Source organism: Pseudomonas sp. EB271-G4-1, from assembly GCF_058791355.1.
In genome coordinates, this window is the sequence record NZ_JBYTEO010000002.1 from 59943 (window position 1) to 75655 (window position 15713).

General features: G+C 60.0%; 14 protein-coding genes. 4 read left to right on the plus strand and 10 right to left on the minus strand.

The features are described from left to right. Window positions 1–103 precede the first annotated feature (103 nt). The 3 genes from AC3WWR_RS01320 (at window position 104) to AC3WWR_RS01330 (ending at window position 1915) form a co-directional block, all read left to right on the plus strand. On the plus strand, window positions 104–379 hold the full coding sequence (locus tag AC3WWR_RS01320) for a polyhydroxyalkanoic acid system family protein (protein WP_033045330.1): 276 nt from the start codon (window positions 104–106) through the stop codon (window positions 377–379). 245 nt (window positions 380–624) lie between these two features. Beyond that, window positions 625–1047, plus strand: coding sequence for a phasin family protein (locus AC3WWR_RS01325; protein ID WP_020801019.1), 423 nt, complete (start codon window positions 625–627; stop codon window positions 1045–1047). A 10-nt stretch (window positions 1048–1057) separates the two neighbouring features. After that, on the plus strand, window positions 1058–1915 hold the full coding sequence (locus tag AC3WWR_RS01330) for a phasin family protein (RefSeq protein ID WP_020801020.1): 858 nt from the start codon (window positions 1058–1060) through the stop codon (window positions 1913–1915). A 141-nt stretch (window positions 1916–2056) separates the two neighbouring features. On the opposite strand, the gene AC3WWR_RS01335 is transcribed toward AC3WWR_RS01330, so the two are convergent. The 10 genes from AC3WWR_RS01335 to AC3WWR_RS01380 form a co-directional block, all read right to left on the minus strand. Next, entirely contained in the window at window positions 2057–2674 is a 618-nt protein-coding gene (locus AC3WWR_RS01335; RefSeq protein ID WP_020801021.1) for a TetR/AcrR family transcriptional regulator, read from the minus strand. 57 nt (window positions 2675–2731) lie between these two features. Continuing rightward, the gene (phaC, locus tag AC3WWR_RS01340) at window positions 2732–4414 is read right to left on the minus strand and encodes a class II poly(R)-hydroxyalkanoic acid synthase (protein WP_083350021.1); all 1683 of its coding nucleotides are present in this window, start codon (window positions 4412–4414) and stop codon (window positions 2732–2734) included. 128 nt (window positions 4415–4542) lie between these two features. Then, window positions 4543–5397 carry a poly(3-hydroxyalkanoate) depolymerase gene (gene phaZ / locus AC3WWR_RS01345; RefSeq protein WP_020801023.1) on the minus strand — a complete coding sequence of 285 codons (855 nt, stop codon included), beginning with the start codon at window positions 5395–5397 and terminating at the stop codon, window positions 4543–4545. A 158-nt stretch (window positions 5398–5555) separates the two neighbouring features. After that, window positions 5556–7235: a class II poly(R)-hydroxyalkanoic acid synthase gene (gene phaC, locus AC3WWR_RS01350; RefSeq protein WP_020801024.1), complete on the minus strand. Its 1680-nt coding sequence runs from the start codon at window positions 7233–7235 to the stop codon at window positions 5556–5558. 258 nt (window positions 7236–7493) lie between these two features. After that, window positions 7494–7871 carry a gamma-butyrobetaine hydroxylase family protein gene (locus AC3WWR_RS01355; RefSeq protein WP_008058116.1) on the minus strand — a complete coding sequence of 126 codons (378 nt, stop codon included), beginning with the start codon at window positions 7869–7871 and terminating at the stop codon, window positions 7494–7496. Between the two features lie 115 nt (window positions 7872–7986). Beyond that, the gene (gene hslU / locus AC3WWR_RS01360; protein WP_020801248.1) at window positions 7987–9324 is read right to left on the minus strand and encodes an ATP-dependent protease ATPase subunit HslU; all 1338 of its coding nucleotides are present in this window, start codon (window positions 9322–9324) and stop codon (window positions 7987–7989) included. Window positions 9325–9378: 54 nt separating this feature from the next. Then, the gene (gene hslV / locus AC3WWR_RS01365; protein WP_020801247.1) at window positions 9379–9909 is read right to left on the minus strand and encodes an ATP-dependent protease subunit HslV; all 531 of its coding nucleotides are present in this window, start codon (window positions 9907–9909) and stop codon (window positions 9379–9381) included. A 232-nt stretch (window positions 9910–10141) separates the two neighbouring features. Next, entirely contained in the window at window positions 10142–10852 is a 711-nt protein-coding gene (locus tag AC3WWR_RS01370) for an SPOR domain-containing protein (RefSeq protein ID WP_008058118.1), read from the minus strand. A 1-nt stretch (window position 10853) separates the two neighbouring features. Continuing rightward, window positions 10854–12590 (minus strand): arginine--tRNA ligase, encoded by a 1737-nt coding sequence (gene argS, locus AC3WWR_RS01375; RefSeq protein ID WP_033044373.1) that lies wholly within the window; start codon window positions 12588–12590, stop codon window positions 10854–10856. Window positions 12591–12826: 236 nt separating this feature from the next. Beyond that, window positions 12827–15046, minus strand: a complete 2220-nt coding sequence (locus AC3WWR_RS01380) for a primosomal protein N' (protein WP_020801245.1) — start codon at window positions 15044–15046, stop codon at window positions 12827–12829. Window positions 15047–15221: 175 nt separating this feature from the next. Between AC3WWR_RS01380 and rpmE the strand changes: the two genes are divergently transcribed. Continuing rightward, window positions 15222–15440, plus strand: a complete 219-nt coding sequence (gene rpmE, locus AC3WWR_RS01385; RefSeq protein WP_008047849.1) for a 50S ribosomal protein L31 — start codon at window positions 15222–15224, stop codon at window positions 15438–15440. Window positions 15441–15713: the final 273 nt, after the last annotated feature.

Genomic DNA, 15713 nt, shown 5'->3' on the forward strand with positions numbered 1-15713 from the left:
TGTCTTGGCAAGGCTGAAGGTAAGATGGGCAACCATCGGGACGTTTTGACGCAGCAGAGGTCAAGATGCCTCAGGAACGCACCCATAAAGCAGGAGTCATTTGATGGCCCATATTAGTGTTGAACGTGCCCATGGCCTGGGTAAGGAAGCGGCCCGCGAGAAGGCCGACAAGCTGGCGCAGAAACTTTCCGATCAGTATGGCCTGGAACCGCAGTGGTCTGGCGACACCTTGAACCTCAAGCGCTCCGGTGTGAAAGGTGCGGTGCATGTCACTGAAGACTCGATCAAGGTCGATGTGGAGTTGGGCCTGATGATGTCGGCCATGAGCGGCATGATCAAAGCGGAAATCGAAAAGGCGCTCGATAAAGCGTTGGTCTGATTTCTGGTTGGAATGAGATCCCCTGTGGGAGCGAGCCTGCTCGCGAAAGCCATGTGTCATTCGATATGTATATTGACTGGCCTGACGCCTTCGCGAGCAGGCTCGCTCCCACAGTTTGATTTGCGGTGCGTCCAAGCATGTATGTCAGTTGTTAGGGTGCCGTTTCTAATTTTTCTCCCTACTTTGTGCCGGAGCCCGACACTTTCGCGGGCAATTCCTCAAACCTTCTGCGCGTGAGGTGGACCATGGCCAAAGTTATTTTGAAGAAAAAAATCGACGCATCGACGACCGCTCTGCATGACGTCAAATCGTATGCCCGCAGGATCTGGCTGGCAGGCCTGGGTGCCTACACCAAGGTCGGCCAAGAGGGTAGCGAGTACTTTCAAGAGCTGATCAAGGCTGGGCAAGCAGTTGAAACCAAAGGCAAAAAAGCAGTTGCCCAGAAGCTTGAAGCAGCCAATGCCGAGATCGACGAAGCCAAGAGTGAAGTGAGCACTTTCAAAGGCAAGGTCGAAGTTCAGCTCGACAAAGTCGAGAGAGCGTTCGACACGCGTGTCGCAAGTACCTTGAATCGCATCGGCATTCCGTCTAAACATGACGTTGAGACACTCTCTGCCAAGCTCGATGAGCTGACGGCACTGCTCGAACGCGTCGCGCGTAAATCTTAAGGAGAACGGGATGGCTGGTAAAAAGAACACCGAAAAAGAAAGCAGCTCGTGGATCGGAAAAGTCGAAGACTACTCCCGCAAAATCTGGCTGGCTGGTTTAGGCGTGTACTCGAAGATCGACACTGACGGCAGCAAACTCTTCGACTCGCTGGTAAAGGACGGCGAGAAAGCCGAGAAGCTGACCAAGAGCGCTGTTGGCAAGACTGTCGACGCCGCCAAGGACTCCGCATCGTCGGCCAAGTCGCGCATCAGCGGCGTAAAAGATCGTGCACTGGGCAAGTGGGATGAGCTGGAAGGGGCTTTCGACAAGCGCCTGAACAGCGCCATTTCGCGCCTGGGCGTGCCGAGCCGCAATGAAGTCAAGGCTCTGCACAGCAAGGTCGATACCCTGACCAAGCAAATCGAAAAACTTACCGGTGCCAAGGTTGCGCCTGTTGCGGCGAAAACCGCGGCAGCCAAACCAGCCGCTAAACCGGCTGCCAAAACCGCAGCCAAGCCATTGGCCAAAGCGGCGGCCAAACCGGCTGCAAAAACTGCTGCCGCCAAGCCAGCCGCCGCCAAGCCAGCTGCAAAATCAGCGGCCAAACCGGCAGCTGCTAAAACCGCCGCCAAGCCTGCAGCGAAAACCGCTGCCGCTAAACCGGCAGCCAAGCCAGCGGCAAAACCTGCTGCAGCGAAGAAACCAGCAGTGAAAAAACCGGCGGCTCCGAAAGCTGCCGCAGCCAAACCAGCAGAGGCTACCGCCAAACCGGCAACTCCGGTGACTTCGGCAGCTGTGGCAAGCACTTCGAACTCCGCTTCCGCGCCGACCCCTGCTGTAACCCAGACTGCCGCGTCAGCTCCATCGACGCCAACCAGTCAGTCCTGATAGTTCAGGGCTCAAAAAAACGCCCGGCCTGCCAAGGTCGGGCGTTTTTGTTTGAGGCTTGAATAGATCGCAGCCTGCGGCAGCTCCTACAGGTCAATGCGATCCAATGTAGGAGCTGCCGCAGGCTGCGATCTTTTGATCTTAATGCTCCTCCAGGTACTGCATCGCCATCTGCTCAGTCGCCGCCTTGATCGAGGGCAACAGATGCGGCGCCACCAGCATCATGATCTGGTAGACCACCAACCGAACTTCGCCTTCACGGCCCAGAATCCGCTGATAGTCCAGTGAGAACAGCAGCGTCAGGGTGATCTGCTCCACCAATTGCCCCAGCGCCTGGGTGTCGCTGACCAATTGCCCCAAGGCCTTCAGTCGAGCCAGCAGCGACGCCAGTGTGCGCTTGAGCGCATTGAGCAAGTTGCGAATACCCTTGGCCAGTTTCGGCAGGCGCCCGGCCAGATTCGACAGGTCCTGGAACAGGAAGCGATAGTGTGACAGGCGCTCGACGATCAGGTGCAGGAACAGCCAGTAATCCTCAGGAGCCAGTTCGACGTCGGCCGGAGGATCGAGCAACGGGGACAGTTCGGCCTGGAAACGTTCGAACAGGCCGAGAATCAGCGGCTCCTTGCCGTGGAAGTGGTAATACAGATTGCCCGGGCTGATGCCCATTTCGTTGGCGACTTCCATGGTGGAAACATTCGGTTCGCCCTTCTCATTGAACAACTGCAGGGCACATTCGAGTATCCGTTCGCGGGTTTTCATCCAGTCTTCTTATGATCGGGTCATGCCACGGCCGTTAAAGGCCGCGGTCGTTGAACATCAGCGCACGCGCACGTAAGTCCCGGGCGCCGCCTCCATCGGTGGATAATTCTGATTGCCGAGGGCCATGTGGGTTTCTTTTTGCGCGCCCGAGCGCTCCTGAATCCAGCCCAGCCATTGCGTCCACCAGCTACCGTCGACGGGCTTGGCGTCGTAGTACCAGGCCCTGGGGTCGCTGCTTAGTTTTGCGCCTTCGAGGTAGTTGGCTTTCGGATTGTTCGGCGGGTTGAGAATGCTCTGCACATGACCGCTGTTGGCCAGGACAAAGCGGCGCTCGCCACCGAGCAACAGGGTTGAGCGATACACCGCGTCCCACGGCGTGATGTGGTCGTTGATGCCGGCCACGCTGAAGCTGTCGACGGTGACCTTCTGCAAGTCGATCGGGGTGCCGCACACTTCCAGGCCACCCGGGTGGCTCAGTGGGTTGTGCTTGAAGAAGTCCAGCAAGTCACCATGCAGGGCGGCCGGCAGGCGTGTGTTGTCATTGTTCCAGTAGAGAATGTCGAACGCCGGCGGCTCCTTGCCCATCAGGTAATTGTTGACGAAGTAGCTCCAGATCAAATCGTTGGGGCGCATCCAGGCGAAAACCTTGGCCATGTCGCGGCCTTCCAGCACACCTTTCTGGTAGGAGCGGCGCTTGGCCGCCTCCAGGGTCTGTTCGTCGGCGAAGAGTGTGGCCGGGCTGTCCAGTTGGCTGTCGAGCAGGCTCACCAGGTACGTCGCGCTGGAGATGCGGCGCAGCTGTCGCTTGGCTTGCAAGTGGCCCTGCAGGGCAGCAATGGTCAGCCCGCCAGCGCAGGCGCCCATCAGGTTGACCTCGCGCGCGCCGGTGATTGCCCGGCAGACATTCATGGCTTCTTCCACCGCTTCGACGTAGGTCGACAGGCCCCATTCGCGGTGACGTACATCCGGATTGCGCCAGCTGATGACGAAGGTTTGCAGGCCGTTCTTGAGCGCGAACTGGACGAAGCTGTTATGGGGGCTGAGGTCAAAAATGTAGTACTTGTTGATCTGTGGCGGCACCACCAGCAGCGGTTTGGAATACTGCTTTTCGCTCATCGGCTTGTATTGGATCAGCTCCAGCAGCTCGTTGCGAAACACCACGGCGCCGGTGGTGGTGGCGACGGTCTTGCCAACCTCGAATGCATGCCTGGTGACTTGCCGGGGCAAGCCATCGTTGTGCAAGAGGTCATCGACCAGATGGCCGATCCCGCGCACCAGGCTGTTGCCGCCGGAGTTGAAGATTTCCTTGATCGCCAGCGGATTGAGCAGGCTGTTGGACGGCGACACGGCATCGTTGAGCAGGGCGAACGCGAAGTGCGCACGGGCGCGGTCATCCGGGCTCATGTTGCTTTCGTCGATCCAGCTCTTGACCTGCTTCTGCCAGCTCAGGTACGCCTGCAGGCTGCGACGATAAAAGGGATTGAGACTCCACGCCGGATCGTCGAAGCGACGGTCTTGCGGGTTGGTGGGATGCAGGGTGTCGCCCAGCAACACGCGTCCCAGTTGACCACCCAGTTTCAAGGCGTGTCGCGCGGTGTGCACGGGGTGGCGCAGGCCATGGGCGGCGACACTGCGCAAAGTCGAAACCAGATCCCGGCCACGCAGGCCGGTAATCGCACTTTGTGCGTTGATGAACTTGGCGGGGGTGGGTAGTGACTCCCTCGCAGGTTTATCGCGCATGTCTCAACACTCCTTCGTCTTCAGGCTAAATACAAAACACCGAACCAGAACACCATAGACGCTGTAGCAGGTTGTTGCGCGGTGCGATGTCCTGCCACCTCCTCTTTGCCATACAAGAAATGAGCCGCTCAGCCACCCAGTGGCGCCGGATGCGGGTGCATCACCGCACGCTGGCGCTCCTCTTCAAGGAACTTCATGATGATCGGTGCCACCGCTTCGGCCCGGGTGATCAAGAACAGATGGCCGTCGTCGATGATGTGCAGTTGGGCATTGGGGATCCGCCAGGCCAGCAAGCGCATGTTGACCAACGGAATCAAGGGGTCGTCGTCGCCGGCCAGGACCAGGGTCGGCTGATTGATCTTGTGCAGCCAGTGGATGCTGGTCCAGCCGAAGCCGGCGAACAGTTGCCAGTAGTAACCGAGCTTGCCCGCCGAACGGACCTTTGCCGCATGGCTTGCAGCCAGCGTCGGGTCGCGACGGAACGAGCCGCCGTAGATCATCGGCGCAATGCGGATCACGTGGGATGGCTGGATGTACCGTCGTGGGCTGGCCATCATCCACAAGACTTTCGGCTTGCCCGGCACCATCACCGTACCCGCGGCTGTCGCTGCCAGGACCAGCTTCTTGCACCGCTCTGGATAGTCATAGGCGAACTGTTGCGCAAGGGCGCCACCCCATGACACGCCGATCACGTTGACTCGCCCGTAATCGAGGTAGTCGAGCATGCGTGCCGTGAGCTTTGCCAGGCCTGGGAAACGATATGGACGATTGGGCGTCGATGAACCGCCAACACCGGGTACGTCGAAGGCGATGACTTCGAGGTCCGGGTCCAGCGCTGCGACGAACGGAAACACCAGCTCCAGGTTGGCGCCGATGCCGTTGAAAATCAGCAAGGGCGTCAAGTGAGGCTTGCCGGGGCGCACCGCCGTGCGGAGGGTCTGGCCATCCAGGTCGACGGTGCGGAATATGAACGGTTGCGGCATGCTTCTAGCCCTGTTTATGAATTCATCCCCGAACCCCTGTAGGAGCGAGCCTGCTCGCGAAGGACGTTAACGATAACGCGTGCTGTCTGATTTAACGCGTTGTCCTCACGTTTTTCGCGAGCAGGCTCGCTCCTACAGGTGAAGGCGGGGTGTGTCAGTTACCGTTCGTGCACGTACGTGCCTGGCGCCGCTTCACCTGCCGGATACGCCTTGCTGCCCAGTTTTGTCGGGGACTTTTTCAGCTCGCCCGAGCGTTGGGCCTGCCAGGCCTGCCAGTGCAGCCACCAGGAATCGGTATGCTTGGTGGCATTCGCTTGCCATTCATCGGCATTTTCCGCCACTTCGGTGCTGGTCATGTAGCGCGATTTCGGATTGCCCGGCGGGTTCAGGATGCTCTGGATATGCCCGCTGCTCGACAGCACGAATTCAACGTTGCCGCCAAACAGTTGCGCCGACTTGTAGCAGGACTTCCACGGGGTGATGTGGTCGTTGGTGCCGGCCAGGGAAAAGATGTCGGCCGTCACCTGCTTGAGGTCGATGGGGGTGCCGCACACTTCCAGTGCATTCGGGCGAATCAGTGGGTTATTTTTGAACAGTTCGATCAGGTCGCCGTGGAACGCCGCGGGCAACCGTGTGGTGTCGTTGTTCCAGAACAGGATGTCGAACACCGGCGGTTCGTTGCCTAGCAGGTAATTGTTGACCCAGTAGTTCCAGATCAGATCGTTGGGGCGCATCCAGGCGAAGACCTTCGCCATGTCGCGGCCTTCCAGTACGCCGGCCTGGTACGAGTGGCGCTTTGCGGCTTCAAGGGTCTGTTCATTGACGAACAGGGCGACGTCGCTGTCGAGGGTGGTATCAAGCACGCTCACCAGCAAGGTCAGGGCGTTGACCTTGTTTTCGCCAATCGCCGCGTAATGGCCCAGCAGCGCGGTGCAAGTGATGCCGCCGGAGCAGGCGCCGAGCATGTTCACGTCTTTGCTGCCGGTGATCGCGGTAACGACATCAACCGCTTCCTTGAGGGCTTCGATGTAGGTCGACAGGCCCCACTCTCGCTGTTCCTTGGTGGGATTTCGCCAGCTGACGATGAACGTTTGCACGTTGTTGCGCAGGCAGAACCGCGCCAGGCTCTTGTCCGGGCTCAGGTCGAAAACGTAGAACTTGTTGATCTGCGGCGGCACCACCAGCAGCGGGCGTTCGTATACCTGCTCGGTGGTCGGCTTGTACTGGATCAGTTCCAGCACATCGTTGCGAAACACCACCGCGCCTTCGGTCACGCCCAGGCTCTTGCCGACCTCGAATGCACCCATGTTGACCTGGCTCGGCATGCCGCCGTTGTGTACCAGATCCTTGGCCAGGTGCGAGAGGCCGTCGAGCAGGCTTTTGCCACCGGTTTCGAAAAAGCGTTTGACTGCCGCCGGGTTGGCCGCGGTGTTGGTCGGCGCCATGGCTTCGGTCATGAGGTTGATCACGAAGTGCCCACGCGCCACATCCTTGGGGGCGAGGTTACTTTCATCGATCCAGTCGTGGAGTTCCTTGCGCCACGCCAGGTAGGTTTGCAAATAACGTTTATAGAGCGGGTTCTGGCTCCAGGCCGGATCGGCGAAGCGACGGTCATCGCTGGTCGGTTGCAGCCCGGATTTACCCAGCAGTACGTTCTTGAGTTCAAGACCAAAGTGCGCGACATGTTTGACGCTGTGCACCGGTTGCTTGATGGCCTGCCTAAGCACCATTCGAGCAGAAGCCAGTAGATCCTTTCCACGCAGCCCAACGACAGGATTAAGCCCCAAGGTGTTTTCAGAGGCTTGATACTTCAACTCATCGTTACTCTTGTTACTCATCTACGACGCTCCATTGCCCTGAGACGAGCACCTTGGTCCTGCTGTGTAGTCACACAGCAATTGCCAGGTACTACTGCTCGGGTGACCTTTGATTCTGCATCACTGCTTTTTTAATTCAGAGAGCACTGCAGGGACCTTGCCAGTCCATTGGTTACCCGAGTTTAATTTTTTTCGCAAGCGGGCCAGGCGTCGACCCTGAAGCCGAGCATTCAAACAGATGGAATTAGAAAATGCCCTCTAAAGAGCAAGAGGCGCAGGCTAGAGCATCAGCTTGACGACAGATTCGTTCGGGTCGCGGGTTTTTCCTGCGGCTTTTAGCTCGGCAAGATAATCGTCCCAAAGCGCGTCATGACGTCGCCCCAGTTCGTAGAGGTATTCCCAGGTGAACAGGCCGCTGTCGTGGCCATCGTCAAAGGTCAGTTTCAGTGCGTACTGACCGGCGGGTTCTATCTTGCTCAGTCCTACGTTGATCTTGCCAAATTGCAGGATGGGTTTGCCGTGGCCCTGGACCTCGGCGGAAGGAGAGTGCACGCGCAGGAACTCGGCGGGCAGGGTGTATTCCTCGCCGGACGCGTATTTGAGCGTCAGGGTTTTCGAGGCTTTGTGCAGCTTGATGTCGGTGGGGAGTTGGGTCATGACCGGATGTCCGTTTGTATGTGTGGCCTGACCCTTGTAGGAGCCGGCTTGCTGGCGATGGCGATCTCAGGTACGCCATCGCCAGCAAGCCGGCTCCTACAAGGAATCACATGACCTACAGGATATAACGGGACAGGTCTTCGTTCTGCGCCAATTCGCCCAGGTGGCTGTTGACGTAGTCGGCGTCGATCTGGATTACCTTGTCGTCATGGACGCTGGCCAGGTCACCGGCACTGAAAGACACTTCTTCCAGCAGGCGTTCAAGCAAGGTGTGCAGGCGACGCGCACCGATGTTTTCGGTTTTTTCGTTGACCTGCCAGGCGATCTCGGCAATGCGCTTGATCCCGCTCGGCAGGAATTCGATACCCAGGCCTTCGGTTTTCAGTAGCGCGCAATATTGCTCGGTGAGCGAGGCGTGGGGCTCGCTGAGGATGCGTTCGAAATCTTCCGGGCTCAGGGCCTTGAGTTCGACACGGATCGGCAGTCGACCTTGCAGCTCCGGCACCAGGTCGCTTGGCTTGCTCAGGTGGAAGGCGCCGGAGGCGATGAACAGGATGTGGTCGGTCTTGACCATGCCCAGCTTGGTGTTGACGGTGCAGCCTTCGATCAGCGGCAGCAAGTCGCGCTGCACGCCTTCGCGGGATACATCGACACCGCCGGAGTTGCCGCGCTTGGCGACCTTGTCGATTTCGTCGATGAACACGATGCCGTGCTGTTCGACTGCTTCCAGGGCCTTGGCTTTCAACTCATCATCGTTGACCAGGCGGCTGGCTTCTTCGTCGCGCACCATCTTCAGCGCTTCTTTGACCTTGAGCTTGCGGGCTTTCTTCTTGCCCTTGCCCATGTTGGCGAACAGGCTCTGCAGCTGGTTGGTCATTTCTTCCATGCCCGGTGGCGCGGAGATGTCGACGCCGGCCATTTCGGCGACTTCGATTTCGATCTCCTTGTCGTCCAGCTGGCCTTCGCGCAGGCGCTTGCGGAACAGTTGGCGGGTATTGGAGTCCTGGGTCGGGGCGTCGTCGCTGCTGAAGCCCATGCGTGCAGGAGGCAGCAGGGCGTCAAGGATGCGCTCTTCGGCAGCGTCTTCGGCGCGGTGGCGCACTTTGACGATTTCCTGTTCGCGCAGCAGCTTGATCGCGGCATCGGCCAGGTCACGAATGATCGATTCGACATCACGGCCGACGTAGCCGACTTCGGTGAACTTGGTGGCTTCGACCTTGATGAAAGGCGCGTTGGCCAGTTTCGCCAGGCGACGTGCGATCTCGGTCTTGCCGACACCGGTCGGGCCGATCATCAGGATATTCTTGGGTGTAACTTCAACTCGCAGTTCTTCAGGCAACTGCATGCGGCGCCAGCGATTGCGCAGGGCAATGGCGACGGCGCGCTTGGCATCGTCCTGGCCGATGATATGGCGATTGAGTTCGTGGACGATTTCACGGGGAGTCATGGACATAATATTTAATGGACCTCAAGCAAGAATGAGCCGTGGCGCGGGGCCAAATCAGGCTTACTCGGCGCAGTCCTGCTCCTCAATGGTCTGGGTGTGGTTGGTGAATACACAGATGTCGCCGGCAATGCCGAGAGCGGTCTCGACGATCTCCCGGGCCGACAGGTCGGTTTTCTTCAGCAGTGCGCTGGCGGCGGCCTGGGCGTAACCGCCGCCGGAACCCATGGCGATCAGGCCTTCTTCGGGTTCGACCACGTCGCCGTTACCGGTGATGATCAGGGAGGCGTCTTTGTTGGCAACCGCGAGCATGGCTTCGAGGCGGCTCAGGGAACGATCGGTACGCCATTCCTTTGCGAGCTCGACAGCGGCGCGTACCAGGTGACCCTGATGCTTTTCAAGTTGGCCTTCGAAGCGTTCGAAGAGGGTAAAGGCGTCAGCGGTGGCACCGGCAAAACCGGCAATGACCTGGCCGTGGTACAGGCGACGAACTTTTTTCGCGTTGCCTTTCATCACGGTATTGCCAAGGGAAACCTGGCCGTCGCCGCCCATGACGACTTTGCCGTGGCGGCGAACTGAAACGATGGTGGTCAAGGGAAGAGTCTCCACGCTGCGGGGCGAAAATGCCGTATGCCCATTCATATGGGGGTGGTGGAGTGGATTTCAACTGTGGGTGTTGGCAGGAGACGAGTGGTGTTGCGCAGCGGTGATCGTTCCCACGCTCCGCGTGGGAACGCCTCAAGGGACGCTCCGCGTCCAGTGACGCGGAGCGTCACGGGCTGCATTCCCACGCGGAGCATGGGAACGATCAGCGGCCTTGGTGGAATCAGCGATTCTGGCGTTGTTGTAACAACAAATTGCTGAAGCCGGCGCCGGCCAGTTGTTTCTGTGCCGTGGTCAGTTGCTCACGGTTACTGAACGGACCCACTAATACCCGATACCAGGTCTCGTCCTTCACCGTACCCGATTCAACCGCCACCGCCTGGCCAAGCAGGATGATTTGCGCCCGCACCTTGTCCGCGTCAGCCTCCTTGCGGAACGATCCGGCCTGCAGGAAGAACTTGGTCACCGGTGCGGCCTTGGCCACCGGTGGCGCTGGCGGCGGCGTAATGCCCGCCAGCGCTGCCTGGGCACGGGCGGTATCGATCTTCGCCGCTTCCGCCGGTGTAACCGGCGTTGTCGGAATGGCCGGTACCTGCGGCGTCGGCAGGGTTTTTTCCGGCACGGCATCCGGTGGCACGATCACTTCCGATTCCGGCAACAGGGTGTAGAAGTCGTATTTCGGCTTCACCGGTTGCGTCGGACTCGGCGGGGTCTTGTTGGCCTCGGCGATCTTGGTGGCTTTCTGTTGCTGCTCGACTTTCTCGCGCTTGACCGTGTCGCTGCCCTTGCCGGGCTCCAGCTTCATCAGGAATACGATGAAAGCACCGACCGTCAGGCCGATGGCCATCCACAGCCATCCCGGGATCGGTTGCTTCGCTGGAGCTTGGTAACGGCTGGCGCCACGCTTGGGTGCAGGTTTTTTCTTGGCAGCCAACTTACATACGCTCCAGAGTTTCCAGGCCCAAGAGTTCCAGGCCTTGTTTGAGAGTGCGTCCGGTCAGCGCGGCGAGGCGCAGACGGCTCTGCATTTGTTCCGGGGTATCGGCGGCGAGGATCGGGCAGTTCTCGTAGAAGCTGGAGAACAGGCCGGCGACGTCATACAGGTAGGTGCAGAGGATGTGCGGGGTGCCTTTCTCGGAAACGTTGTTCAGCACCTCGCCAAACTGCGCGAGTTTTGCCGCCAGTTCAAGTTCGTGCGGGGCTTCGAGAACGATCTGGCCTTCGACTTCGCTGAAGTCCTTGCCGAGTTTGCGGAACACGCCAGCCACGCGGGTGTAGGCGTACAGCAGGTACGGGGCGGTGTTGCCCTCGAAGTTCAGCATCAGGTCGAAGTTGAAGCTGTAGTCGCTGGTGCGGTGCTTGGACAGGTCGGCATATTTCACCGCACCGATACCCACCACCTTGGCGATGTTGCGCAGCTCGGCTTCGGCCAGCTCCGGGTTCTTGTCCTTCACCAGTGTGTAGGCGCGCTCCTGGGCTTCTGTCAGCAGGTCGATCAGCTTCACGGTGCCGCCGTCACGGGTCTTGAACGGGCGACCGTCAGCGCCGTTCATGGTACCGAAGCCCATGTGTTCCATTTCCATCGGGTGCGTCACGAAGCCCGCTTTACGGGCGACTGCGAACACTTGCTGGAAGTGCAGGGCTTGACGCTGGTCGACGAAGTACAGGGCGCGATCGGCCTTGAGCGTGCCGCTGCGGTAGCGCACGGCGGCCAGGTCGGTGGTGGCGTACAGGTAGCCTCCGTCGGCCTTGACGATGATCACGGGCAGCGGGTCGCCGTCGGCGTTCTTGAACTCGTCGAGGAACACGCACTGGGCGCCGTTGCTCTCGACCAGCATGCCGGCGGCCTTCAGGTCGTTGACCACATTGATCAGGTCGTCGTTGTAGGCGCTTTCGCCCATCACGTCGGCCATGGTCAGCTTGACGTTCAGCAGCTCGTAGATTTTCTGGCAGTGGGACAGCGAGATGTCCTTGAACTTGGTCCACAGTGCCAGGCAATCGGGATCGCCAGCCTGCAGCTTGACCACCAGGCCACGGGCGCGGTCGGCGAACTCTTCGGATTCGTCAAAGCGCCCTTTGGCGGCGCGATAGAAGTTTTCCAAGTCCGACAGTTCGTCGCTGGTGATCGGGTTTTCCTGCAGGTAAGCCATCAGCATGCCGAACTGGGTGCCCCAGTCGCCGACATGGTTCTGCCGGATCACTTCGTCACCGAGGAATTCCAATACGCGGGCTACGCCGTCGCCAATGATGGTCGAGCGCAAGTGGCCGACGTGCATCTCTTTGGCCAGGTTCGGTGCCGACAGGTCGACCACGGTGCGCTGTACCGGGCCAGCCTTGCGTACGCCGATGTGTTCATCGGCCAGGGCGGCGTCCAGGCGAGTGGCCAGGGCCTGGGTGTTCTGGAAGAAGTTCAGGAAGCCAGGGCCGGCGATTTCGGCCTTCGAGACGTTCTCGTCAGCCGGCAGGGCCGCGATGATTTTTTCCGCCAGGTCGCGCGGTTTCATGCCCGCAGGCTTGGCCAGCATCATGGCGATGTTACTGGCGAAGTCGCCGTTTTTCTTGTCGCGAGAGTTTTCAACCTGGATCGCCGGCGACAGGCCTTCAGGCAACACACCTTCGTTGACGAGTTGGGTGATGGCTTGTTGGATCAGCTGGCGAATGGTGTCTTTCATGGTCTTCTCTTTCGACCGCAGGCGCGGCGGCGCATCAATGCGCTGGTGGAAAAACTGGGCATTATCCGTTGCCGAGGCGACCTTGCCAACCATAGCTGGCAGGTTATGGATATGCGGTGACAAATCGGGCCCCTTCGCGAGCAGGCTCGCTCCCACAGTAGATCAAGGGTGTGCATAAACTCTGCATTCACCTTAACCCCTGTGGGAGCGAGCCTGCTCGCGAAGGCGACTTGCGATCAATACAAATCGACGGGATCGACATCCAGCGACCAGCGCACCGCCCGCCCGCTTGGCATCTGCTCCAGCACCAACAGCCAGCTGGCAAGCAACCGGTGCAGCGGTGCCCGGGCCGTAGCCTGTAACAACAACTGGGCACGATAACGCCCGGCGCGTCGCTCCATCGGTGCAGGTACCGGCCCGAGCAGTTCGATTGCGCTCAGATTCTGTTCGGCGAGCAAGCGCTCGGCCTCGCTGCAGGCCTCATCGAGGAACCCTTCGGCCTGTCCGGGCTTGTGGGCCTCGGCGCGCAGCAATGCCAAATGCGCAAACGGCGGCAAGCCGGCTGCGCGACGTTCACTCAAGGCCTGCTCGGCAAAGGCGAAGTAACCCTGTTCGGTCAACTGCACCAGCAGCGGGTGGTCGGCCAGGTGTGTCTGGATGATCACCTTGCCCGGCTCTTCCGCCCGGCCTGCTCGACCGGCGACCTGGACAATCAGTTGCGCCATGCGCTCACTGGCGCGGAAGTCGCCGGAGAACAGCCCGCCGTCCGCATCCAGGATCGACACCAGGGTGACCCGTGGGAAGTGGTGGCCCTTGGCAAGCATCTGCGTGCCGACCAGGATGCACGGCTGCCCTTTGTGGATGGTGGCGAACAACTGGTTCATCGCGTCCTTGCGCGACGTGCTGTCGCGGTCGACCCGCAAGACCGGATAGTCCGGGAACAGGATTCCCAGGCGTTCCTCGGCCCGTTCGGTGCCGGCCCCCACGGGGCGCAGGTCGACCTTGTTGCACTTGGGGCACTGGCGCGGTACGCGTTCGACGTAGCCGCAATGATGGCAACGCAGTTCGCCGTAGCGCTGGTGCACCGTCATGCGCGCATCGCAGCGTTGGCACTCGGACATCCAGCCGCAGTCATGACACAGCAGGGTTGGGGCAAAGCCGCGGCGGTTGAGGAACACCAGCACCTGCTGGCCGGCAGCGAGGGTCTGGCCGATGGCTTGTTGCATGGGCCCGGAAATGCCGCTGTCCAGTGGACGGCTTTTCACGTCCAGGCGTAGGAAGCGCGGTTGTTTGGCGCCGCCGGCACGCTCGTTCAGCCGCAGCAGGCCATACCGGCCGGTGTAGGCGTTGTGCAGGCTTTCCAGTGAGGGCGTGGCAGAGCCCAGGACAATCGGAATGTTTTCCTGGCGTGCCCTGACCAGCGCCAGGTCGCGGGCGTGATAGCGCAAGCCTTCCTGCTGTTTATAGGAACCATCGTGTTCTTCGTCGATGATGATCAGCCCCGGGTTTTTCATCGGCGTGAACAGCGCCGAGCGGGTGCCGATAATGATGTCGGCTTCACCATCGCGGGCGGCGAGCCAGGCCTCGAGACGTTCGCGATCATTGACCGCCGAGTGAATCAGCGCGATACGCGCGTTGAAACGTTGCTCGAAGCGCGCCAGGGTCTGCGGGCCGAGGTTGATTTCCGGGATCAGTACCAGTGCTTGCTTGCCGGCCTCCAGGGTTTCGCGAATCAGCTGCAGATAGACTTCGGTCTTGCCGCTGCCGGTGACACCGGCCAACAGAAACGCATGATAACTGTCGAACCCTGAGCGAATCGCTTCATAGGCGGCGCGTTGCTCCGGGTTGAGCGGCAGCTCCGGTTGGGCCAGCCAGTGATCATGCCGGGCTCCGGGGGCGTGCCTGCGAATGTCGACCTGGACCAGTTCCTTGGCCAGCAACAGGTCGAGGCTGTCCTTGCTCAGCATCAGCTTGCTCAATAGCTGATGGGCAACGCCGTGGGGGTGCTGGGCCAGCGTTGCCAGGGCTTCGCGCTGGCGCGGGGCGCGGGCGATGCGCGGGTCATCGAGGCTGGCGCCCGGCGCAGCGGACCAGAAGCGCTCCTGGCGCGCCTCAGCCAGTTCGCCCTGGCGCAGCAATACCGGCAGTGCCCAGCTCAAGGTGTCGCCGAGGCTATGCTGGTAATACTGCGAGGTCCACAGGCAAAGCTTGAACAGCGCGGGCGGCAAGGGCGAAGTTGCGTCAAGCAGTGCGAGGGCGGGTTTGAGTTTTTCCGCCGGCACTTCGCTGGTGTCGGCGACCTCCACCAGAATCCCGATCATCTCCCGCCGGCCGAACGGCACCCGCAAGCGCATACCGGGGTGCAACTGCGCACGCAGAACGCCAGCCGGCGCCCGGTAGTCAAACAGGCGGCGCAGGGGCGAAGGCAGGGCGAGGCGCAAAATGGCGTCGGGCACGCGGGGGGATCTCGATAGACGGTACAAAGGATGACTCAGGGCCGGGAGCCTAGCAGACGACCGGTTTGAGGGACAGCTTGCGTGATTGGCATTGTCTGGTAGAATCCGCGGCCTAATTACGTGCGGTATTCAACAATAGTGTTGGGTGGCGGCACGCTAGCCCGAGGAAGACACCATGAAAGCTGATATCCATCCAGAATACCCAGCAGTTGCTGTTACCTGCAGCTGCGGCAACAAGTTCGAAACTCGTTCGACCTTCGGCAAAGCCCTGGCGATCGACGTTTGCAACGAATGCCACCCGTTCTACACCGGTAAGCAGAAGACTCTGGACACTGGCGGCCGCGTTCAGCGCTTCGCAGACCGTTTCGGTGCTTTCGGTGCGAAAAAGGCCTAAGGCCGATCATCATGGGAAAACGCTGCAGTTTTCCAATGCTGATGAAAAAGGCGTCCCTCGGGACGCCTTTTTTGTGTCTGTGATTTGGCTGCAATGGCCATTTTCAAATAATTGTAGACATTTTTTACTTTGATTGTGAACAGTCTATCCCTTGTGTTCCGCGGCTCTTGGCCCAAAGTCGTAGGGCCGGGCGCTTGACAGGGGTGACCGGTCAGTCTTGTGGGGATTTTGCCAGGCGCGTATCCTCGCTGACCAGTCTGTCCAACAGTAAAA